The sequence below is a fragment of the Sphingobium xenophagum genome (assembly GCF_031457465.1).
GTDB lineage: Bacteria > Pseudomonadota > Alphaproteobacteria > Sphingomonadales > Sphingomonadaceae > Sphingobium > Sphingobium xenophagum_A.
In genome coordinates this window covers 75788-97806 of sequence record NZ_JAVDWV010000016.1, presented here as the reverse complement: position 1 = coordinate 97806, position 22019 = coordinate 75788, and the positions used below count along the sequence as shown (strand labels likewise).

The following is a 22019-nucleotide window of genomic DNA, read 5'->3' as shown; positions in this document are numbered from 1 at the left end:
CGCCCGGAAACGTGCACGATTGCAAGGTCGCCAAGCTCTGTATCGAGGCAATGCCGCCGTCTGCCGAACTGGTCGCCGACAAAGGCTACGACAGCCAGGCGCTGCGAGAATGGCTGGTCGAGCGCGGCACCGAGCCCGTCATTCCACCCCGCAAGAACCGCAAAATCCAGTATGATTATAACCGCGCTATCTACAAGCAGCGCAACGTCGTCGAGCGCATGTTCTGCCGCTTCAAAGACTGGCGGCGCATCGCCACCCGCTTCGATCGCAACATCAAAAAATTCATGGGCGCCATCGCTTCGCCGCTGCCGTCATCTGGTGGCTGTAGTGAGTCCGGACCCTAAACGCGACTTGTGTGTAGTCGAGTGACACCGGCTCCTTGTGCACGCCGATTACCGTGATCTCACCATTGCGCGGCGCCAGCATCCCAGCATCATGAAGTTTTCGAGGACCAACTTCATCCCCACGGCACCGACATACAGCCGCGCCCCACATTTTCTCGGAGTAGCCGGGGCGCGATCCGAAGGTCGCAAAGGCCTTTTTCTTCAGGTCTTCCGTAGCAAGGTTGCAGGTTGCGAAGCCGAGATGCCGGCATTCGCCAGCCGATATTCCGAATAGTCGCAAACCATCACAAGCTCGCAACCATGCCAGTCGAGCATGATCGCACTGGTGATCCCAATGATGTCTGCGCCGAACACGATGGCCCGATCTGACGGTTGCGGGCGCAGTGCATTAACGCCGCGCGTGCTGATTACGAATGGCTCGAAAAGCACCGCCGCGCGCAACGGAAGATCGTTGTCCATTGGCAGCAGACTGTATCCCGCCTCGCATTGCGGGATTCGAAGGTAGTTCGAGAATCCGCCAGTAGCAGACATGCGTCGCGGATCGCGAAACGCCTTCTCCTGGTTGACGAAGACACGATCGCCCACGCTCAATCCAGTGACATCCCCCCCGACCTCGACCACTTCGCTGATCGCTTCGTGACCGAACTCCTCGTCGATCCAGATGAAACTTTCCGGGCCGTACTTCCGGAATGCATAGATGTCGGACCACATATCCCGGTAAAGACATTGCGCACGATCACTTCGTCATGGCCGCAATCGGGATACGGCATTTCGACGACGTCGACCTTGCCCACCCCCCGGAATAATGCCGCCTTGTATGGATTCCCGCTCATTCAGCTCGTCTTGGTACCTCGCCTGAATGGCATTACTGCTGCCGCATGGAGCAGAGAGTGATACGACCAAGTTCACCGGTCAAGCGATAGATTTTTGAGAGCGTGATGTGCGGTAATTCCACCTTGCAAGGAAGTTGGCCAACCGATAGTTTGAAAAACGCATCACTGGCACATAATCCGGCTAAACCAGCGACAAAACAATCTCGGTGCAACGACCAGTCTTGAAGCCCCGATAGACGAAAGCTCGCACGCAAACCGCGGCGGGATAATAGGAGCAGTGCTGAATATGCCTACGGTGTCGCTAACAAGGAAACGTTTTCTGCTGGTGATGGCCGTGCTGGTGCTGGTCGAAGTGCTCAGCAGTTTCGAGCATGTGATGATGATCGCCGCATTTCCTCTGATCGGAGAGGAATTCGGCTTTTCCGCCGCAGGCTGGACAATGACGGCCTTCCTGCTCGTTCAGGGCAGCACCGCCGCGATTGGCGCGCGGCTGGGCGACATCTGGGGCCATGCGCGCATAATACCGATCCTGCTCGTGTTGTCTGTCTCGGGCTCGCTGCTCAGCGCACTTAGCCACAGTATCGAACTGCTGATCGTCGGCCGCGGTTTGCAGGGTCTGTCGGGTGCGATCCTGCCGCTGGCCTATGCGATCGCAAAACAAACTGCACCGAGCAAGGAACTTCCGTTCTGGATTGGGACACTGACCGGCGGCGTAACGATTTCTGCCGCTGGTGGATTCGTCCTTGGCGGATATATCTCCGACCTTGGCGACTGGCGCATGATCTTTTGGTTTACGTTTTTCTATGGCCTGATCTGCATCGCGCTGTTCCTGGCCTTTGTCCCAAGGTTTCCGGGCGTTTCCACCGACAAGCGCATTGACTGGCTGGGGGCGACGCTGTTGCCGGCAGGTCTTGCAACCACGCTTTATGCCACCGGAACGGCTTTCGGGTCCGGGTCAATCGAGCCGCCGACCTTATTTCTCGGAGCAATCGGTGCCCTGCTGCTGGGCTGGTGGTGGCGGGCTGAATGGTTTCACCCCCAACCACTCATCCAGGTCCGGCTCCTGACCGAGCGGCCCATCCTGATCGGCAACCTCAGTTTCGCCATCGCTGGCCTTGGCGTTATGCAGTTCCCGATCGTCATGATGCAATATCTGCAGCAACCAGTGGCAAGCGGAGTGGGCTTGGGCCTAAGCGCCACGGTGGCTGGCCTGTTGAAGCTGCCATCCAATGTTGCCTCCCTCTTCGCGGCTATGTTCGCCGGTTGGATGTGCGGACGGATAGGCGGACACCGCGTCATCCAACTTGGAGCCTTGCTCTGCGCAGCAGCGTGGTTCTCGATGATCTTCATTCGAGACACGCCTTGGCAGGTGATGACCACGGCCGTTTTTGCCGCATCAGGTGGTGCCACATTGCTCGCATCCATTCCTAATCTCGTGCTTAAATTCAGCCCTGCCGACCGAGCAGGAGAGGCCACCGGGTTGGCGATGGTCACGATGCGCCTTGCCTCTGCTGTGGGGGCTCAGGTGGTCGCGATGTTGATGGCCATGTCGGTCATGCCTTCGCCGAACGGACGCAGTTACCCGACTGAAGCAGGTTATATTGGCATCTTTTGCGCTGTCGCCATCAGCGGGCTGCTTATTGCACTGATCGCTAGTTCCATATCGCACTATCGACCGGCAGACGATCAAGCAGTCTGAATGCCGCCAAGGACAAACAATCAGAAATAGGATGGATGATGCGGCTTGCTCGACAGGGAGCGGCCAACCGGGCAACTTACCCATAATAAGAGAGGAGCGCTGGCAATGGCGCCTCCTCCTGATACGCTTGCAGAATTAAGGGGCATAGGCATGACGACGGGCGAAGCGCCAGACAGCGCGATCCATCTGGAGATCTACAAGAAGGCCGCCCTTCTCAAGGCAAATGACGAGCGAAGCCGCAAGGTTATCATGACTGGTCGCCTTATGATGCCGTACTACAGCTATCGCGGCCAGGAGATAATCCCCGCCGCGATGGCGACCGCATTGTCGGACGACGATTACTGGGTCACGATCTATCGCGGTATTCATGACATGCTCGCCAAGGGTATGCCGCTTAATGACCTATGGGCGGAAATTGCCGGACGCGTCGACGGCACCTGCAAGGGCAAGGGCGGGCCCATGCACCTGACATATCCCAAAAAGGGCATCATGGTCACGACCGGCATCGTAGGATCCTCCATGCCGATTGCGAACGGCCTTGGCTGGGCATCGCAATTATCCGGCGACGGCCGGGTCACGGTTGCCACCTTCGGTGATGGAGCGTCCAATATCGGCGCATTCCATGAAAGCCTGAACCTGGCCTCGGTCTGGAAACTGCCGGTCATTTTTCTGTGCCAGAACAATCTCTACGGAGAGCACACGGCTTATGCCAAGGCGACATCTGTCAGAAGGATCGCGGACCGGGCGACCGCTTACGACATGCCGGGTATCCACGTAGATGGCAACGATCCGATCGCAATGCTCGCCGCGGCTCGAGAAGCCGTTGCGCGTGCTCGCGCCGGTGACGGACCCACGCTGATTGAAGCGATGACTTTCCGGTTTCACGGCCACGTTTTCGGCGATGCCGACGCATATATGGACAAGGCGCAGAAGCAGGCTGCGATGGCGAACGACCCGGTTCCAATATTCCGAAGCCGTCTGGTGGCCGACGGTATTGCGACTGAAGACGAACTCACCGCGATCGAGGCCGACATCGAACGGCAGATCGATGCGGCGGTGGAATTCGCACTAGCCTCGCCCTTCCCCGAACTCGGGGAACTGACGACCGATGTTTACGGTGAGGGAGACGCGGCATGACGAACGCCAAGGCCAATGGCGGCCAGATCACCATCCTCGAAGCGATCAACCGTGCGTTGGCGGACGCGATGGAGGCCGACGATGCGGTCCTGGTGCTGGGTGAAGACGTAGCAGACCCCGAGGACGGCGGAATTGTCGGCGTTACCAAGGGCCTGTCGTCGCGGTTCGGTGAACAGCGCGTCCGATCCACACCGATCTCCGAACAGGCGATCATAGGAGCCGCAATCGGAGTCAGCCTGGCAGGCTACAAACCAGTCGCCGAAATCATGCTGATGAACTTCACGACCATCGCCATGGACATGATTGTCAACCATGCCGCAAAGCTGCGCTACATGTCTGGCGGACAAACCAATGTTCCGATCGTGATCCGCACGATGACCGGCACGGGCTTTGCGTCGGGCGGACAGCATTCCGACTATCTCGAGGCATGGTTTGCCCACACGGCGGGACTGAAGGTTGTCGCCCCTTCCAATCCTGCCGATGCCTACGGCTTGATGCGCGCCGCGATCAACGATGCCGATCCGGTCATCTTCATCGAAAATCTGCCCGGATATTGGCAGACCGGAGACATCCCCGAAAGTGGCTCCGTCGTACCGCTGGGTAAAGCAAAAATCATCAAGGAAGGCAGCGACCTCACGATCATCACTTATTCGCGCATCGTCAACGAAGCGATGGCAGCCGCCCAGCAAATCGAGCAAGCTGGCGTGTCGGCGGAAGTCATCGATCTGCGCACGATCTCGCCTTGGGACCGGCAAACGGTCTTCGCGTCGGTCGCCAAGACGGGACGCTGTCTTATCACACATGAGGCGGTGACCCAATTTGGGGTCGGCGCGGAGATCGCAGCAACCTTGCACACCGAGTTTTTCGGGAAATTGAAGGCTCCTGTCGACCGTCTAGGCGCGCCTTATGCACCCGTGCCGTTTTCGAAACCGCTCGAAGATGCATTCGCGCCCAACGCGGCAAAGATAGCTGAGCGGGCAATTTCGCTTTACAATAGCTGAGGGTAACCCATGGCCATCGAAGTACTTCTGCCCAAGCTTGGATTTTCCATGAACGAGGGTCAACTGGCCGAATGGCTCATTGGTGACGGCGAAACCGTTACCGGGGGTCAGGCACTATTCTCTCTGGAAAGCGACAAATCAACCAACGAAGTCGAAAGCCCGGGTTCAGGAACCCTCCGCATCCTGAAACAGGCGGGCGAAGTCTATCAGGTCGGTACGGTCCTCGCCTTGATCGAGTGAACGAGGATCATGAGCGTCAGCAGCGCGCAGCTTTTATTGCAAAGCACCGCCACGCTGAATTGAGCACAGCTGAACGCCTGCGCGTGGCATGAAAGCAATCACAATCTGGATGCATTCTCAGGTGCCCAGATTCTCAATTGCCAGATCGGCTCCTGTCGTGCTTGGGTATTTGCGTTCAGGCGTTTTCGGCTGACGCCAGTCGATAATGAAACCAGGGTTTTTCATAGCTTAAAATCGTACTGCTATCCGAAAAGTACGCGACATATCGACCGGTATGCTGATGTGACGATAGACTGCGCTCGCGCTGAGCATGTGACGGCACGATATCGCTACTGGATTAAATGTCAGATCTTATTTTAGACGAGAGTTCACAATGAAGTTTAATGCTAATATTCTATATTGTTCCGTCGCGCTCGCTTCACTGATTTCCGCTCGGCCCGCTTCCGCTCAGGGTGTCGCGAATGATGTCCCGGCGGCAGACGCTCAGGTTGCCAACAGCGGCTTTGAGGACATCATCGTGACGGCGCGGCGCACGGACGAAAATCTTCAGGATGTGCCTGTTGCAGCGTCGGTCGTGTCGGGCGATGAATTGTCGCGGCGCAATATCACGACGACCCGCGATCTGCAGTTCAACGCGCCCAGCCTTGTTATAACACCCGACCCTCTTGGCGGGTCGAGCACTCCGATTGTCCAGCTTCGCGGTCAGACTTCGCCGTTGGGTACCGACAATACCGTCGTCACCTATTTTGCTGATGTTCCGGTGGATGCACGTGTCGTGGCCGCCGGCATTTTCGATCTTGCGTCGGTGCAGGTCATCCGCGGTCCGCAAGGGACGCTTTTCGGCAAGAACAGCACCGGCGGCGGCCTTCTTTTCTCGCCACAAAAGGCAACGGCCGACGAGGTCAAGGGCTTTGCTGAAGCCACCTTCGGCTATTACAACCTGAAGCAATTCACCGGGGCACTGAACGTTCCGCTGATCGAAGATACGCTTGCCGTCCGCTTGTCAGGACAGGTGACTGACCAGCGCGGCTTTGTCGACAATATTGCCGGCCCGGACGGCAACGACAAGCACTGGCAGGCAGGCCGCGCGATGGTCAGCTTTACGCCAGAAGGCAATTTCTCGAACGAGACTATCTTCACTTATTTCAACGGACGCCAGCGGCAGAACCCTAACATCCTGCGTGGCATAAACGGGTTTGCCACCTTCATCCCAACCGTCGTGGATGCACTGGCGTTGCAAGAACAGCTTGGTCCTCGCCGCTTTTCGATGTCCGAAGCCATCTCGCCCAACATTGACGACAACAAAAGCTATCTGATTGGCAATACATCTACGCTGAAATTGGGCGAGATGACGCTGAAGAATACGACTGGTTACAGTAAAACTCGAATGTATATGCGGCAGAATCAGCCAGCGATCGAGTTCAACTACGTAGACGTCGCACAAAATCGCCTGCTCTATCAATTCAGCAACGAACTGCAGCTGTTCGGTAAGTCGTTCGACGATGCCTTGAACTGGATCGTCGGGGGATTCTACTCGAAACAGACGAACGAAGTGGACCAGGCAGCCCGCATTTTCTCCCCAACCGTAAACACATTTTCGAACTCGATTGAAAAATACACTTCGAAAGCGCTGTTCGCGCAAGGAACCTATGACTTTACAAACCTCGGCCTTGCGGGGGTAAAGTTTACCGCTGGCCTACGGCACAGCTGGGACAAGCGCGTCGGTTCAAACGAACAGAACGTGCCCGTCCCGTTGACGACAAAGGGTGAAAACTGGAGCTGGACGCTCGGCCTCGACTACCAGGTCAATGACGATCTGCTGCTCTACGTCGCCAGCCGCCACAGCTATAAGGCGGGGGGCTTCAACCTGATTTCTCCGCTGTTGCCGGCGTCCAGCCTTGTTTATGCTCCGGAGAAGCTGACCGACATCGAAATCGGCGCCAAGCTTGATAGCAAGGTTGGTTCGGTGCCCGTTCGCAGCAGCGTTGCGCTCTATCGCGGCTGGTACAAGAATATCCATACCCAAGTGACCGGTTTCTGCGGTGGCGCAGAGGGCCAAACCTCACTCATCATAAATGCTGGCAAGGGTTCGCCCAAAGGTCTGGAATTCGAGCTTGAGGCACGCCTGACGCCGGCTCTGCGAGTTAACGGTTTCTATAACCGCACGCTCGGCAAGTACGACGAGTTCGTGGTACCCACGGTGTCGGGCTGCACGATCGCGGCCGTGCCGGACATTTCCGGCCAGAACTTTGGCAATATTTCCAAGGACACGGTGGGCCTGAACGCGACTTATTCTATCCCCATCGACGACCAGGGCGGCGAGATCCAGCTCAACGGTAACATGTATTACCGCAGCAAGCGGCTCGGCAACGACCTGCTCAGCTTCATGTCGCCTATGCCTGGTTATACCATCTACAACGCACGCGTCGATTTCAACAACATCGGCGGTTCCGGGTTCAGCCTGGGTGCCTACGTACAGAACCTCACAGGCAAGATTTATGGCATCTCGCGCAACGTCGCGCTGGGTGCAGGTTACGATGTCTGGCAGTTCGGCGATCCTCGCACCTTCGGCGTCGTCGGCAAGATCGCATTCTGAACCGCCAGTACCTATAATCGGGTCATCGAAAAGGCCGGCAGACGATAAGTCTGCCGGCCTTTTTAAGTTTTGCGAAGTATTGGCACGAGGAACGCCTCGCTCACCTGCCACAGTCTTTTAGCCCGTCAGCACCGCCTTCTGATCTTCCAGAAGTAATTCGGCAGCACGATAACCGAAGGCCATCGCAGGACCGTTTGTATTTCCCGAAACTTGGGTTGGCATTGCCGAGCAATCGACCACACGAAGGCCCTCGACACCCTTTACGCGCAAGCGACCGTCCAGCACCGCGTCAGCATCGACGCCCATGCGGCATGTTCCTGTAGCGTGGATGCCGGGCTGCGATGTCTGGCGGATATAGTTCAGCATTTCCTCGTCATTGGCAAAATCGATGGCGGGAGCCGTCTCTTTGGCCCCCAAGCGCCGCAGTGCATTCGTGCCGGTAAGTCGGCGCGCGAATTTGAGGGCGTCTATCGCGGGTTGATGGTCGCGCGGATCGCCAAGGACATTGGCTTCGATCAAGGGATCTTTGAAGGCATTCTGGGACGATATCTCGATGCTGCCGGCACTGTGAGGGCGCAATATATATCCGCCAATCATCATGCCGTGGTCGCGTTCCAAAACTGTTTCGGTGAACGATTTGGTGCCGTCGACCGAGAACGCTCCCATGAACAGCTGTCCGTCCGGTCGATCGAGTTCGGGCCTGGTGCGGAAGTAGGCTCCGGCCTCGAAGGCTGCGTCGGCGAGCGGCCCCTTCCCCAGCAGTTGTTGCCGCAACACATTGGCAATCAGACGTGGTCCTGAAAACTCCCGGTTAAGGCTGCCACGGTTGACGCGCAGTTGGATGCCGATCGTGCCTCGATGATCGCGCAAGTTCTTGCCGACCTCGCGCCGGTCGGCTACGATCGGAATCCCGTGGCGTCGCAGCAAATCTGCAGGTCCCACGCCTGAACGCTGTAGCAAGAGAGGTGAGTTAAGGACGCCCGCACTCAAGACGATCTCGCGCCCGCCGATCTTGGCCTCCTCTCCATCTCGCTGGCCGGCAACCGCGACCGCACGATGGCCATCGAAGAGGATCCGGTCGATCGTCAAGTCAGTAATCACGGTCAGGTTCGAACGATTGCGTATCGGCTTCAGGAAGGCCTTGGCCGCGCTGTTGCGGCTTCCCCGGTGGATCGTGCGGAAATAGTATCCCGCCCCGTCGCGAGCTTCTCGGTTGAGGTCGTCGCGACGCGGCAGACCAAGTTCTTCAGCCGCACCGATAAAAGCTTCGGCGAGTTCGTTCCGGCCCGAATATACCGAGATGTCAAGCGGCCCACCGGACCCACGCATTTCGTCGCCGCCGAGTTCATGGTTCTCAATCGCCCGGAAGGCGGCCAGCATCTGTGACCAGCCCCACTCTGTCAAACCCGCATCGTGCCAGCCGTCATAATCCTGCGGATGCCCGCGAACATATACCATGCCATTGACCGAACTTGATCCGCCTAGCGTGCGCCCCCGAATCCACATCTCATCACGATTGCTGCCGCCGCCGACCTTGGCATCGTAACGCCATAGCAAATCAGGATGCTGATAAATCTTGGGGAAGCCACGCGGCATGTGAATCGCCATATTGGAATCGCGAGGCCCAGCCTCGATAATGGCGACGCGCACCGCAGGGTCTTCAGAAAGCCGGTTTGCAAGCACGCAACCGGCAGAACCTGCGCCAACAATCACATAGTCAAATGTCATTCTTACCTCTCCGCAGCCTTTGAACGGCCCGATAAATTGTGTCACGACAGGGCACCGCAGAACAGGGTGGGTGTCAAGTTTTCTATTTGACGGTTGGCAGAATTGATCGCAAGCAAGGGATGTCGGGCAGCCACAGGCAACATTGCGAAAAGGCCGCTGAAACCAAACACAAAGCAAAGTGGAAAACTGGATGCGACTGAAGGATAAATCCGCGATCGTGACCGGATCGGCACGGGGCCTTGGGGCAAGTATCGCCCGGGATCTGGCGCGCGAAGGTGCTGCCGTAATGTTGTGCGACGTTCTGGAGGACCTGGGACAGGAGGTCGCTGAAAGCATTGGCGGCCGCGCTACGTTCAGGCGCCTCGACGTTACGGAATCGGAAGAATGGCAAGCGGTTGTAGCAGAGGCGGAGGCTGCGTTCGGTAAGCTCGACATTCTCGTTAACAATGCCGCCCTGATCGAACAGGTCCCCTTCGATGATGTGACCGAGGAACTTTTCGATGCCGTTTTCGCCGTGAACGCCCGTGGCACTTTCCTCGGCATGCGTGCGGCAGTTCCAGCGATGCGCCGTGTCGGCGCTGGCTCGATCGTCAACATTTCATCGACCGCCGGGGTTCATTCGTCCGGCGGGCTGGCCTACACCGGTTCCAAGTTCGCGATCACCGGCCTCACCAAGACGGCTGCACACATGCTCGGACCCGAAAAGATCCGTGTGAACTCGGTCCATCCCGGCTGGATGAAAACGCCCCAGACCGAAATGGTGCCACAGGACTGGGTCGCCAGCCTGCTGCCGCTGCGCGTGATCATGGACACTGCCGAGGTCGCCAAGCTGGTATCGTTCCTGGCGTCCGACGATTCGACGATGATTACCGGCAGCGAGCACCTGATCGACGCCGGCGCGCTGCTGATGGGCGCGCGTGACATCTCGGACCGGATGGTCGACCACATGTAATTCAACGCGGGCCGGACGCCGTGCCGTGCCCGCCTGCAAGCGGAACTTATGAAATGAAGATCGACCTCACCGGCCAAACGGCGCTCGTCAGTGCATCGACTAGCGGAATAGGCCGCGCCATCGCCGTCGGTCTTGCCGGTGCCGGCGCCGACATCGTCGTCAACGGCCGCCGCCCGGAAGTGACCGAAAAGGTCGTAACCGAACTGTCGGAGCTGTTTCCCGAAGCGAAGGTGACCGGAATCGTCGGCGATCTGGCCAAAAAGGAAGACATCGACAGGCTTACCGCCGAAGTGCCTAAGGTCGACATCCTGGTGAACAATCTCGGCATATACGACGATGGCGATTTCTTCACGGTCCCCGATGACGAATGGTTGCGTTTCTTCGACACCAACGTGATGAGCGGCATACGGCTTTCGCGTTTCTACATGCCCGGCATGCTGGAGCGGAATTATGGCCGCCTGATCTTCATCTCCAGCGAATCAGGCGTGACCACGCGGGCCGAACGCCTGCCATACAGCGTAACCAAGACTGCGATTTTGGCGGTCGCCCGGGGTCTTGCGGAAACTGCGCGCGGCACGGCAGTCACCAGCAATTCGATCGTCGTCGGCACAACGCTGACGGAAGCTGTCGCTGGCGGCGTCGAGCAATTGGCGCAGGCGAAGGGCATTTCGTTCGACGAAGCCCAGCGCGAGGTCATTGCCGAACATCGCCCCACCCACCTCCTTCCTCACTTGCTCTCGATGGAGGAAGTCGCGAACATGGTTGTCTATGTCGCGTCACCACAGGCTTCGGCGACGACCGGATCGGCGTTGCGTGTCGATGGTGGCGGCATTACGACGATCCTGTAGTAATCACACCGTCATGCGATGGGCGGCCAGCGCCAGCGGCAAATCCATAAACGTGCGGACGCCCTGTTCCGCCTCGCACAGACCTATCACGGAATTCGTCAAATGGCCGCCCACCGCCCAACCCGCGTCGGCCATCGGATTACGGCCGAACGCACCCAGTTCGAAATCCACCTTCATCGCAGGTGCGCCCCGCACTTCGATCTGGTAGCCCTCCTTGCCGTCCCCGCCGAACTGCGGCCAGTCGGGCGCGGCATTGTCGTCGATCCTCGTAACGTGCTCAGCAACAATGCGCGGCTCGCCGCCGACGATGCCTTTGGCGCGAATTACCTCAGCCGCAATCGTGCCCTTACGCACCAGCCCCGCCGCGATCTCGACGTTATGCGGTGAAAGGGCATGGTCGAATTCCATCTGGATCCGGTCGAGCGATACCTTGAGTGCATCGGCAATCATCGCGACAGACCCGCCCAGCCCGCGCTGGAAGCTTTCGAGGATACCCGACGGATCAAACGCGCCTGCCTCCATCCCGAACCCATAAAGCCCCATGATCGTGTCGCGGTCCCCATAATTGGCGTAATTCATGATCTCGCGCACGTGGATTGTATCAATCCGGGCCGAGCACTGCGTCAACGCAAGCACCAACCGATCGGACGCGAAACCAGGCGAGATGCCGCCGTAGAGAAAGCTCGCCCCCCCATTGCGACATGCAGCCTCTAACCTGTCCATCGTGAATGCACCCAGATGCGGCGCATAGACCAGCGAATTGGGTGCAGACGCGATCACGTTCTTGCCGCTTTCCAGAAAGCGGCACAACGTCTCGAAAAGCTGGCCGGAATGGGTCGTTGGGTCGGACACGTCGCCAGCATAGGGATCCCAGGGCATGAAAAGCACACAATCTGCCTTCAGGTCGAGCAGCGCCGGAAGATCGTTGCTGGCAAGCACACCGGTAAGGGGCATGCGGCATATCGCTCCGGCATCGACGCCGACCCTGGCATCGCTGTGCACACCCAAACCGATGAGTTCGAGTTGCGGATGAGTCAGGATGCTGCGCAGCGCAAACTTGCCTGTCGCGCCCGCGCCGTATTGAATCATCCGATATTGCTTCACATCCATGCTCCCAGTAGAACCGAACGATCGATAGACTGAAAATCGTGCGCACGCCAAGTCGTGTATGGGCTGCGCGCATCATGAGAGGGAAAGACATGAAGGCAGTTCGCGTTCTCACACCAGGCAATTACTCGATCGACGATGTGCCGATGCCGACGTGCGGGCCGCGCGACGCGCTGGTGAAAGTTGCGGCTTGCGGGATTTGCGGCAGCGACATCCATTTCGTGAAATGGGGAACGCTGCGGGACGACGGCCTGCCAATGGCACTTGGTCACGAGGCAACGGGCATCATCGAATCCGTGGGTAGCGAAGTGGACACGTTGACGCCGGGCATGCGCGTCTTCATCAGCCCGACCGCTCATGACGGCAGCACCATCGGAGCCGGCATACACGACGGAGCCTTCGCCAGCCACGTGGCGATCCGCAATGCTGTTCTCGGGAAAAACCTCCTGTCTATTCCCGACGATCTCGATTTGCGCCGGGCTGCGCTGGTCGAGCCGTTGGCCGTAGGGCTTCACACCGTCAACCGGGGTAATTCCGATGAGACAACCAAGGCCGTAGTTTACGGTTGTGGCCCGATTGGTCTTGCCGCCATTCTTTGGCTGTCGCGGCGCAACGCGAGCCATATTGTTGCCATCGACATCGCAGACGAGCGGTTGGAGTTCGCCCGCCGCATGGGCGCACACGCGACGATCAATCCCAAGCTCGAGGATGTCGAGGCCCGTCTGGTTGAACTTCACGGAAATGGTCCAAATGTGAAGACGAAGGCCACTGTCGGCACTGACGTTTTCTATGACTTGGCGGCAGGACCGGGCATCCTCGATCAGGTCATCAACATGGCTAAGCTCCGTTCGCGCGTGGTTGTCGGCGCCATCTATTTCGAGCCGGTTCCGATCAATTTTCGCGAACTTATCCTGCGCGAACTGGAGATCACGACCGCTGGTCCCTACGAACAGGAACTGCGCGATGTACTGGCGGAACTTCCGCACGTGAATGGCGAGGTTTTGGACGCATATGTCACCGGCACCTACCCATTCGAACAATTCGACGAGGCCTTTATCGTGGCCAAGCAACCATCGAGCGCCAAGATTCTGGTTACATTCGAATAGACCCGCCGATCTGCGTCGGGCCGCTACTTTGCCATTTTGCCAAGCGGCCCGGCCAGCCTAGGCCAATTGCGTGATCATAGATGTGATTATGGGGTCTTGACGATTGCGCAGGACAGTGATCCGGCGCTCTCCGCAAGTGCTGCACCCTCCTCTAATGACCCTGATCCAACGACAGATCGTACACCGCCATCATAGTTAGATCTCTTTTTTTATTCGTTTTTTCCCATTTTCCCTGCGACAGTTCTACATGGAAATCACAAGGGACGATGCGCTACCAACGGCAGGGCTGCCCCTGGCATTCAGCGAATGCTTCAAGACTGCTCGATTGACAACGGCCGGGTTAAAATTCACAAAATGATTGAGCGCTTGATAGGTAAAGGGGAACGCCCCTACCGTTCTGCGTAAGTTGGTCCCTCGCGGCCAACTTGGATAAAATATAAAGGGAGGACCCATGAAAGAAATACTCAAGGCAGGACTTATCGCCTCGATTTCGACTTGCGCGATTGTCGTCAGCCAGCCTGCGATCGCTCAGAGTGCGCAACAACCCGTTGCGAGCAACGATCCGACGGGCGACATCATCGTCACCGCCCGCCGGACCAATGAAAACCTGCAGTCAGTTCCGGTCGCGATTTCCGTGCTGAGCTCTGACGATCTCGAAAAGCAGCGGATCCTTGGCGCGAAGGACATGCAGTATAACGCGCCCAGCCTCGTCGTTTCGGACGATCCGCTTGGCGGCTCGACAGCACCGGTCTTCCAGCTTCGCGGCCAGATCCCGGCGCAGGGTTCCGACGACACCGTCGTGACCTACCTCGGCGACGTACCGGTCAACTCGCGCGCATTTGCTGGTGGCCTGTTCGATCTACAGTCGGTGCAGATATTGCGCGGCCCGCAGGGCACCCTGTTCGGCAAGAACAGCACCGGTGGTGCGGTTATCTTCACGCCGCGCCTTGCTGAAAGTACGGAAGTGTCGGGATTTGCCGACGCTTCATATGGTAATTACGACTTCTTGCGCGTCGCCGGTGGGGTGAACGTCCCTCTCGTCGAAGGTATGCTGGCCGTCCGGGTATCGGGCCAGATCACGCGGCAGGATGGCTTCATCAAAAACCTCTCCGGCCCGGACGGGGCTAACAAGCGCAACGAAGTCGCCCGAGTGTCGCTCGTCGCAACGCCAAGCGATGAGTTCCGAAATGAAGTATACTACAGCTACTTCCACGGTCGTCAGCAGCAAAACCCGCTGTTTTACGATCAGATCGGTTACGGACTGATCGCCTTCGTCGCCGGTGTCCCAGCCGCAAATGTTGCGCAGGCGCAGTTCGACCGGCAGAAGCAACTGGGCGATCGCACGATCGATTACTCGTTCGGCAGGAATAACGACGACAACGACGTTCACATCATCACCAATACGACCAGCTACGACTTCGGCGATATGACGCTGAAGAATATCTTCGGATACATTAATCAGAAGCCGAGAGTACGCCTAAGCCAGACCAGCACCAACCTGCCCTTGGTGGACGTGGAACAGAACAAGGATCAACACTCGATCAGCAACGAGTTGCAGCTCTCTGGAGACACGGGGTCGCTGAAGTGGATCGTTGGCGGCTTCTATTCCAAGGAAAATACCAGAACCAAGCAGCAGTCTTGGCTGTTCGGAGGCCTTGCGACCAGGCAGCGGACGAGCGACCGCTACTCCTCGAAGGCGCTGTTCGCACAGGGAACCTACAATTTTAGCGAAATGGGCATAGAAGGCCTTAGTTTCACAGCCGGTCTTCGTCATACCTGGGACAGCCGGGTCGGCATTCAGGACGTGGAAGACAACTCGGCCAACGGCTTCATTCCTTCTCCACGGGTACGCAACGAACAAAAGTACAAGAATTGGAGCTGGACGCTCGGCCTCGATTACCAGGTCAGCAGAGATCTTCTGCTCTATGTCGCGAGCCGGCATAGTTACAAGGCAGGGGGGCTTAACTTGGTGTCGTCTGTCTCACCGGTTGAGTTGCAGACCTTCCGTCCAGAAAAATTGACCGATGTCGAAGCTGGTATCAAGTCGACCGTTCGCGTTGGTGAAGAAGCTTTCGTGCGAGCCAACCTTGCCGTCTATCGCGGGTGGTACAAGGACATGCAGTTCCAGGAGCTCGCCAATTGCGGAACGGTTGCGTCGTATGTGGTTAATGCGGGCAAGGGTTCGCCAAAGGGCGTTGAGTTCGAACTTGATGCAGGTATTACCAAGAACTTGCGCTTGGGTGGCTTTTACAACCGCACGCTGGGCAAGTTCAAAACCTTCGGTCTGGTCGAGCCCGCCGGCTGTTTTGTTGTCGGCTCCGGCATCAATCTTAATGGGACGGACTTTGGCAATATCGCAAAGGATACTGTGGGCCTGAACGGATCATACACCCTGCCGCTGAGCGACGATATGGGCGAACTGGTGCTGAGCGGAAACTTCTATCACCGCGGGCGCCGGGTCGGTAGCCCGACCGAAGGTCAGAACTCCGCGATTCGCCCTTATTCGATCTTCAACGCTCGACTGGACTTTAATAACATCGGCGGCAGTCAAATCAGCGCCGGCGTGTGGGCCCAGAATATCGGCGACAAGCGCTATGTCAGCTATCGCAACAATGCTCTAGCCCTGACCGGGTATGACTCGGTGCGTTACGGTGACCCGGAAACTTACGGCGTCGACGTGAAAATCAAGTTCTGAGCTTCCGGCCGGGTGGCGCAATGCCACCCGGCCTTCACATTCCAACAACCTCAATTCCGGTGACCCGAACGATTGTTGTATTCAACCGTCATCGTGAAGTCAGCCATGCAACAGGCAGGGCTACAAACCGAACTCGCTCCGGATGTGCGCGCGAATCTCGACCGCATCGTGTCGGCGTTCAACCAGGATGCAGCGCTGAATGCCACGGGCGAAGCGCACGTCTTGGCCATGTTGACCGACAAGCTCCTCAACAGGCTGCACATTGACGACTGGCATCGCCGCCATCCCGGGATCGCCAACGAACGCATCGACAGGCCCATATTTGGCATCGGGCTACCGCGTACTGGTTCGACCGCGCTCGGAGTAATGATGGGACAAGACCCTGCCTGCCGCGTTCTGCGGACATGGGAGGCACGGCAACCCTGCCCACCCCCGCTCGCGGAGCATCAGACGAACGATCCCCGGATCGCCGAAGCGCAGGCCAATCTGGACGCTACACTCGCGGCATATCCTAGCCTGGGCGCTATGATTCCTATGGCGGCCGACGCAGCCACCGAATGCCTTTTGCTTTTGTCGATGGATTTTTGTTCCAAGGAGTTCGAAGCCTACGGTCGGCTTAACAGTTATGACCAAGGCCTGCTCCAGATGGACATGGAGCCGACCTATCAGTTTCACAAGCGCGCGCTCCAACTGTTGCAATGGCGCTGCCCGCCCAATCGCTGGTTTCTTCGGACGCCCGCCCATGCAGCATTTTTGCCGGCGATCGACGCAGTCTATCCCGACGCCCGTTTCGTGATGACGCACCGGGATATTGCCAAAGTCATACCGTCGAACATGACCTTGGTCCTGTCGCTGTCACAAGGCTTCAGCAATGAACGCGATCTGGCGGCTATGGCATGCCATATGGTCGATTTTTGGGAGGCGGCGCTCCGCCGGCTGATTGCTTTTCGTGAAGCCGGTAACGAGCATCGTTTCCACGACATCCAGTTTTCGGACTTTCAATCAGATCCGCTCGAGGAAATTCGCCGCCTCTACGACTGGCTTGGCGAACCCTTCAGCGAAACCGCCGAGAACCGGATGCGCTCATGGTGGACTGCACAGGCCGAAGAGCGCCAGTGCACGGGCAAAGTTGATTTCTCCGAACTGGGCATTTCGCTGGATGAGTTGGAGCATCGCTTTGCGTTTTATTCGGATCGTTTCGTGCGTTAAGAGCGCGACGCTCACACTCTCGCCGCGCCGGTGATCAGGGCATCATAGAGTTCGCGATAGGCGGAAGAGAACCGGCGTTTGCATGGGCCGGTCAGAGCAAGCCGTTGCCGATTGTCTCCAACGTTGCCGCAGGGCGCACCCGCGAGCGGCTGAACCTGCAAATCGGGTGTCACTCCCGCGAACGAACCGACCATTTCACACCACTCACGCTGCGTGACGACTTCGTCGCCGCACCAGTTGATCAGCGTCGCCGGCGCTGATGCAGCACTCAAAAGAGCTTCAATCTGCTCGACAATGTCCTCGAAATGGATGGGTGAATGCGGGTAGGGATCCGCAAACGTGCGTACTGGATCGCCCCGCAATACCGTCTCCATGTCCATCACCGGCATCCCGCCCTTGGCGCCGCGCCCCGGCCCGTAAGTCGTGTTGAGCCGCGCGATCACAGTGGGGATGCCGAAGGCCTCCGCCGCAAGTTTCGACGTTGCCTCAAGGCTGAGCTTGGACGCTGGGCTCGTCGGGGCCCAAGGCGCAAACGCACCGCCGATGGGATCGCCCTCGGCCAACGGATGCCAGATGTCGGCCTGCGGCGTGTAGACTGCTGTAGACGAAACCACGAGCGTGGCCTTCAGTTTACGGCAATGCTGCATAAGCAGGCCCGGCCCGACCGCGTTCACGCGCACAGCCTCAGGAAAGGCATCGGCGCCAAGCCGGGTATGCGCGAAATGCAGGAGGCAGGTGAAATCCTGCGGCGTCGATGCAAAATCCGGCAGCGCCATATCGACTGCCAGCGGCCTTATTCCATCGCGTTGAGATCGCTCTATGGTGAGGGGATCGGCGTAACGTGCAAGACCCCAGACTTCGTTTTCCTTAGCAAGCGCTCGCCCCACCATGGAACCCAGCGTGCCCGTCGCCCCGGTTACGAGAATCTTCTCGTTCTTTAGCATCCTGCCTCCCGCCAATTGAGCGCCTATCCTGCATCTCGACCGAGAAACTGCGAGGAGCGCTATATCATCACTGTGATCGTAGGGGGTAGCTATTGCAAAGATATTCGATCAACTGCTAGATCAAATCAATATTATCGGAGCTTGAAGGCATAATGAGACAAGCGTTCATCTACGACGCAGTGCGCACGCCGCGTGGCCGCGGCAAATCGGACGGCGGCCTTCACGAGATCACGTCCGTGTCGCTGGCCGCGCAAACGCTTGAGGCCATCCGCAACCGCAATGATCTCGACACCGGCTTGGTCGATGACGTCATCTACGGTTGCGTCGATGCAGTCGGCGAGCAGGGCGGCGTGATAACCCGCACGGCCCTGTTAAGGGCGCGCTACGACCAGAAAGTTCCAGGTGCGCAAGTCAACCGCTTCTGCGCCTCCGGGCTGGAAGCGTGCAATATTGCTGCCTCGAAAGTTGTTATGGGGCAGGCGGAATTGGCCATTGGCGGCGGTGTTGCCTCAATGAGTCGGGTGCAGATGGGTGCGGAGGGTGGCGCGATTGCCACCGACCCGATCTCCATGTTCGAAAACTACACGCTTCCGCAGGGCGTCGCCGCCGATTTGCTCGCTAGCCTCGATGGCCTGTCACGCCACGATGTCGACAGCTACGCGGCCGAAAGCCAGCGCCGGGCTGCTACGGCCTGGTCCGAAGGCCGCTTCGATAAGTCGGTAATTCCGGTCAAGGATCGGCTCGGCCTCATCGTTCTTGATCGTGACGAACATGTCAGGGCGGAAACGACCACCCAATCCCTCGCCAGTTTGAAACCCGCCTTCGCGCAAATGGGCGAAATGCTTTTCGACAGTATCGCGCGCCAACGCTATCCGCAGATCGACCGGATCGAACATATTCACCACGCTGGCAACTCCGCGGGCATCGTCGACGGGGCTGCCGCCATCCTGATCGGCTCAGCGGAAGGTGGTCAGAAAGGAGGACTGAAACCGCGCGGCCTGATCCGGGGTGCCGCCTCAATCGGTTCCGACCCGTCCCTGATGCTGAGCGGGCCTGCTCTGGTCGTGGAGAAATTGCTGCGCATGCAAGGCATGCAGGCTTCGGACATCGACCTGTTCGAGCTGAACGAAGCCTTTGCCGCCGTTGTGCTGCGGATGATGTCGGTACTCGACATCCCTCACGAGAAGATGAACGTCAACGGCGGCGCAATCGCCATGGGCCACCCGCTCGGCGCGACCGGTGCGATGCTGGTCGGGACAATGCTCGACGAGTTGGAGCGGTCCGACAAGGAATTCGGCGTTGTTGCGCTTTGCGTTGGCGGCGGCATGGGTACAGCCGCGCTGATCCAGCGCCTGTGACCCGGTCGATTACATTGGAAATGAGAGATATGAAGCATTGGCGCATCGAACTGGACGAAAACGGCATCGCGCTGATCACGTTCGACATGGCAGACAGCAAGGTCAACACGCTCGGGCTGGAGACGCTGGATGAGTTGCGCGCAATCGTAGGCCGGGTCAGGTCCGACGATGCGATCAAGGGCGTGATCATCGCCTCAGCCAAGCCTGATCACTTTTGTGCCGGTGGCGATGTCGGCGACATTCGCCAGTTTGCCGGCCCAGCCGAGCCAGGCCGCGAAGCGGAGACGCTTGCCGCCGATCTCGAACGCATGACGCGGGACATGCAGATTTTTCGCGGTCTCGAAACTTCGGGAAAGCCGGTGGCCTGCGCTATCGAGGGCGCCGCGTTGGGCGGCGGGGCCGAACTGATCATGAGCTGCCATTACCGGGTGGCCGCAGACGGCAAGGCCGTCACGATCGCGTTGCCCGAAGGTTCGCTCGGCATCATGCCCGGCGGTGGGGGCACGCAACGCCTGCCCCGGTTGGTCGGCATCCGTGATGCCCTTCCAATGCTGTTGCAAGGCGTCAACAAGTCCGCCGCCGAAGCCCGAGAAATAGGGCTGGTCGATGAAGTCGTCCCGGAAGGCGACACGATCGAACACGCGCGCCGCTGGATACGAGAAACTGGCGACCCGGTTCAGCCGTGGGACAAGAAAGGTTTCAAGACTCCAGGCGGCGGACCTTACGTGCAGGCAAACAGCGAGGCGCTGACAGTCGCCGCCGCGATTTCGCGAAAGGCGCACTTTGGCAACTTGCGCGCGCAGGAAAGCATCCTATCCGCCGTTTACGAAGGGACGCAAGTGCCATTCGATGTCGCCCTCGGCATCGAGATGCGCCTGTTCGTCCAACTGGTGCGCACCCCGCAGGCTCTGGCGATCATGCGCACGCAATTCCTCTCAATGCGTGAGATCAAATCGGGGGCAAACCGGCCGGACGGCTTTTCCAAGCGGACCTATCGGAAAGCAGGCGTCCTTGGCGCCGGGTTGATGGGCGCAGGAATCGCACTTGTCCAGGCACAGGCCGGGATCGTGACCATCCTGATCGATCGTACGCAGGAGGCGGCTGAAAAAGGCAAGGCCTATGCCGTCAAGTCGCTGGGCAAGTCGGTCCAACGCGGTCGCATGACGCAGGACGCCGCCGACGAGATCCTCTCCCGCATCGTACCCACAACCGACTATGCCCTGCTTGAAGGCGCGGAGATCGTCGTCGAGGCGGTGTTTGAGGACCGCGATGTCAAAGCCGAAGTGACTCGCCTTGCCGAAGCGCACCTTGGCCCTGACGCGATCATGGCGTCTAACACCTCAACGCTTCCGATCACCGGCCTTGCCTCCGCGTCGGTTCGCCCGGTCAATTTCATCGGACTTCATTTCTTCTCACCGGTCGAGCGGATGGACCTGGTTGAGATCATCCGTGGCGAGGCGACGTCGGACGCCACATTGGCGGCCGCGTTCGACTACATCGCGATGATCCGCAAGACGCCCATCGTAGTGCAGGATTCGCGCGGCTTCTACACATCGCGCACGATCACCCGCTATCTAGACGAGCCTTGCGAGATGCTAGTAGAGGGCATTTCGCCCGCGATCATCGAAAACGTCGGCCAGATGACAGGGATGCCGGTCGGGCCTTTGTCGCTGCCCGATGCGATCGGCCTGGAACTCGGCCTGCACGTCCTCAAGCAGACGCGGCGTGACCTTGGCGACGCCTATCAGCCTTCGGCAACCGATAAGGTGCTAGAGATGATGGTCGATAAGCATGGTCGGCTCGGCCGTCGCAACGGCAAGGGCTTCTACGACTATTCCGCTGACGGAAAGGACAAGACGCTATGGCCCGGCCTAAGTGAACTGGCCCAGCTGACGCTGACGGATGCCTTCGACGACAAGGTCAAGGACGACCTCAAGAAGAGGCTGTTGTACCGCATGTCGCTTGAGGCCGCGAAATGCATGGAAGAAGGCGTAATCTCGGACCCGCGCGAAGCGGACGTCGGCGCGACGCTTGGCTTTGGGTTTCCGAAATGGACGGGCGGCCCCATTTCGCTGATCGAACAGGTTGGAGTGGCCAAATTCGTTGAAGAATGCGATGACCTTGCGGAACGTTATGGTGAGCGGTTTAGGCCAGGCGAGATGTTGCGCTCGATGGCCCAGAACAACACTACCTTTTACTGATCGGCGGGCGGCGGGGGTGCC

The 22019-nt window shown here is 58.6% G+C and carries 17 protein-coding genes; 13 read left to right on the top strand and 4 right to left on the bottom strand.

Features of this window, described 5'->3' with window-relative positions; genetic code table 11:
- The coding region (locus J2W40_RS16565) for a transposase (RefSeq protein WP_310226876.1) at positions 1–344 on the top strand (344 nt) is incomplete at its 5' end.
- A gap of 201 nt (positions 345–545) precedes the next feature.
- On the opposite strand, the gene J2W40_RS16560 is transcribed toward J2W40_RS16565, so the two are convergent.
- Complete coding sequence (locus J2W40_RS16560) at positions 546–1055, bottom strand: alcohol dehydrogenase catalytic domain-containing protein (protein ID WP_310226874.1); 510 nt, start codon at positions 1053–1055, stop codon at positions 546–548.
- 408 nt (positions 1056–1463) lie between these two features.
- Between J2W40_RS16560 and J2W40_RS16555 the strand changes: the two genes are divergently transcribed.
- From J2W40_RS16555 to J2W40_RS16535, 5 genes are all read left to right on the top strand, one after another.
- Positions 1464–2876 carry an MFS transporter gene (locus J2W40_RS16555; RefSeq protein WP_310226872.1) on the top strand — a complete coding sequence of 471 codons (1413 nt, stop codon included), beginning with the start codon at positions 1464–1466 and terminating at the stop codon, positions 2874–2876.
- 150 nt (positions 2877–3026) lie between these two features.
- Entirely contained in the window at positions 3027–4013 is a 987-nt protein-coding gene (locus J2W40_RS16550; protein WP_310226870.1) for a thiamine pyrophosphate-dependent dehydrogenase E1 component subunit alpha, read from the top strand.
- Positions 4010–5014 carry an alpha-ketoacid dehydrogenase subunit beta gene (locus J2W40_RS16545; protein ID WP_310226868.1) on the top strand — a complete coding sequence of 335 codons (1005 nt, stop codon included), beginning with the start codon at positions 4010–4012 and terminating at the stop codon, positions 5012–5014. Before J2W40_RS16550 ends, J2W40_RS16545 begins: the two co-directional genes overlap by 4 nt.
- 9 nt (positions 5015–5023) lie before the next feature.
- Positions 5024–5254 carry a biotin/lipoyl-containing protein gene (locus tag J2W40_RS16540; RefSeq protein WP_310226866.1) on the top strand — a complete coding sequence of 77 codons (231 nt, stop codon included), beginning with the start codon at positions 5024–5026 and terminating at the stop codon, positions 5252–5254.
- Positions 5255–5627: 373 nt separating this feature from the next.
- A complete protein-coding gene (locus J2W40_RS16535) occupies positions 5628–7850 on the top strand; it encodes a TonB-dependent receptor (RefSeq protein ID WP_310226864.1) in 2223 nt (740 codons plus the stop codon).
- Between the two features lie 117 nt (positions 7851–7967).
- On the opposite strand, the gene J2W40_RS16530 is transcribed toward J2W40_RS16535, so the two are convergent.
- Positions 7968–9578: a GMC family oxidoreductase gene (locus J2W40_RS16530; protein ID WP_310226862.1), complete on the bottom strand. Its 1611-nt coding sequence runs from the start codon at positions 9576–9578 to the stop codon at positions 7968–7970.
- Positions 9579–9768: 190 nt separating this feature from the next.
- Between J2W40_RS16530 and J2W40_RS16525 the strand changes: the two genes are divergently transcribed.
- Together J2W40_RS16525 and J2W40_RS16520 are read left to right on the top strand one after the other, a co-directional pair.
- Entirely contained in the window at positions 9769–10530 is a 762-nt protein-coding gene (locus J2W40_RS16525; RefSeq protein WP_310226860.1) for an SDR family NAD(P)-dependent oxidoreductase, read from the top strand.
- Positions 10531–10583: 53 nt separating this feature from the next.
- Entirely contained in the window at positions 10584–11378 is a 795-nt protein-coding gene (locus tag J2W40_RS16520) for an SDR family NAD(P)-dependent oxidoreductase (protein ID WP_310226858.1), read from the top strand.
- Between the two features lie 3 nt (positions 11379–11381).
- Here the strand turns inward: J2W40_RS16520 and J2W40_RS16515 are convergent, their stop codons facing one another.
- Positions 11382–12488, bottom strand: a complete 1107-nt coding sequence (locus J2W40_RS16515; RefSeq protein WP_310226856.1) for an NAD(P)H-dependent amine dehydrogenase family protein — start codon at positions 12486–12488, stop codon at positions 11382–11384.
- An 89-nt stretch (positions 12489–12577) separates the two neighbouring features.
- On the opposite strand from J2W40_RS16515, the gene J2W40_RS16510 reads away from it, so the two are divergent.
- The 3 genes from J2W40_RS16510 (at position 12578) to J2W40_RS16500 (ending at position 17495) form a co-directional block, all read left to right on the top strand.
- A complete protein-coding gene (locus J2W40_RS16510; protein WP_310226854.1) occupies positions 12578–13591 on the top strand; it encodes a zinc-dependent alcohol dehydrogenase in 1014 nt (337 codons plus the stop codon).
- A 451-nt stretch (positions 13592–14042) separates the two neighbouring features.
- Entirely contained in the window at positions 14043–16286 is a 2244-nt protein-coding gene (locus tag J2W40_RS16505) for a TonB-dependent receptor (protein WP_310226852.1), read from the top strand.
- 75 nt (positions 16287–16361) lie between these two features.
- A complete protein-coding gene (locus J2W40_RS16500; protein ID WP_310226850.1) occupies positions 16362–17495 on the top strand; it encodes a sulfotransferase family protein in 1134 nt (377 codons plus the stop codon).
- An 11-nt stretch (positions 17496–17506) separates the two neighbouring features.
- On the opposite strand, the gene J2W40_RS16495 is transcribed toward J2W40_RS16500, so the two are convergent.
- Entirely contained in the window at positions 17507–18439 is a 933-nt protein-coding gene (locus J2W40_RS16495; protein ID WP_310226848.1) for an NAD-dependent epimerase/dehydratase family protein, read from the bottom strand.
- Positions 18440–18591: 152 nt separating this feature from the next.
- Here J2W40_RS16495 and J2W40_RS16490 point away from each other — a divergent pair, with 152 nt between their 5' ends.
- Together J2W40_RS16490 and J2W40_RS16485 are read left to right on the top strand one after the other, a co-directional pair.
- A complete protein-coding gene (locus J2W40_RS16490) occupies positions 18592–19797 on the top strand; it encodes an acetyl-CoA C-acetyltransferase (protein WP_310226846.1) in 1206 nt (401 codons plus the stop codon).
- Between the two features lie 29 nt (positions 19798–19826).
- Complete coding sequence (locus J2W40_RS16485) at positions 19827–21998, top strand: 3-hydroxyacyl-CoA dehydrogenase NAD-binding domain-containing protein (protein WP_310226844.1); 2172 nt, start codon at positions 19827–19829, stop codon at positions 21996–21998.
- Positions 21999–22019: the final 21 nt, after the last annotated feature.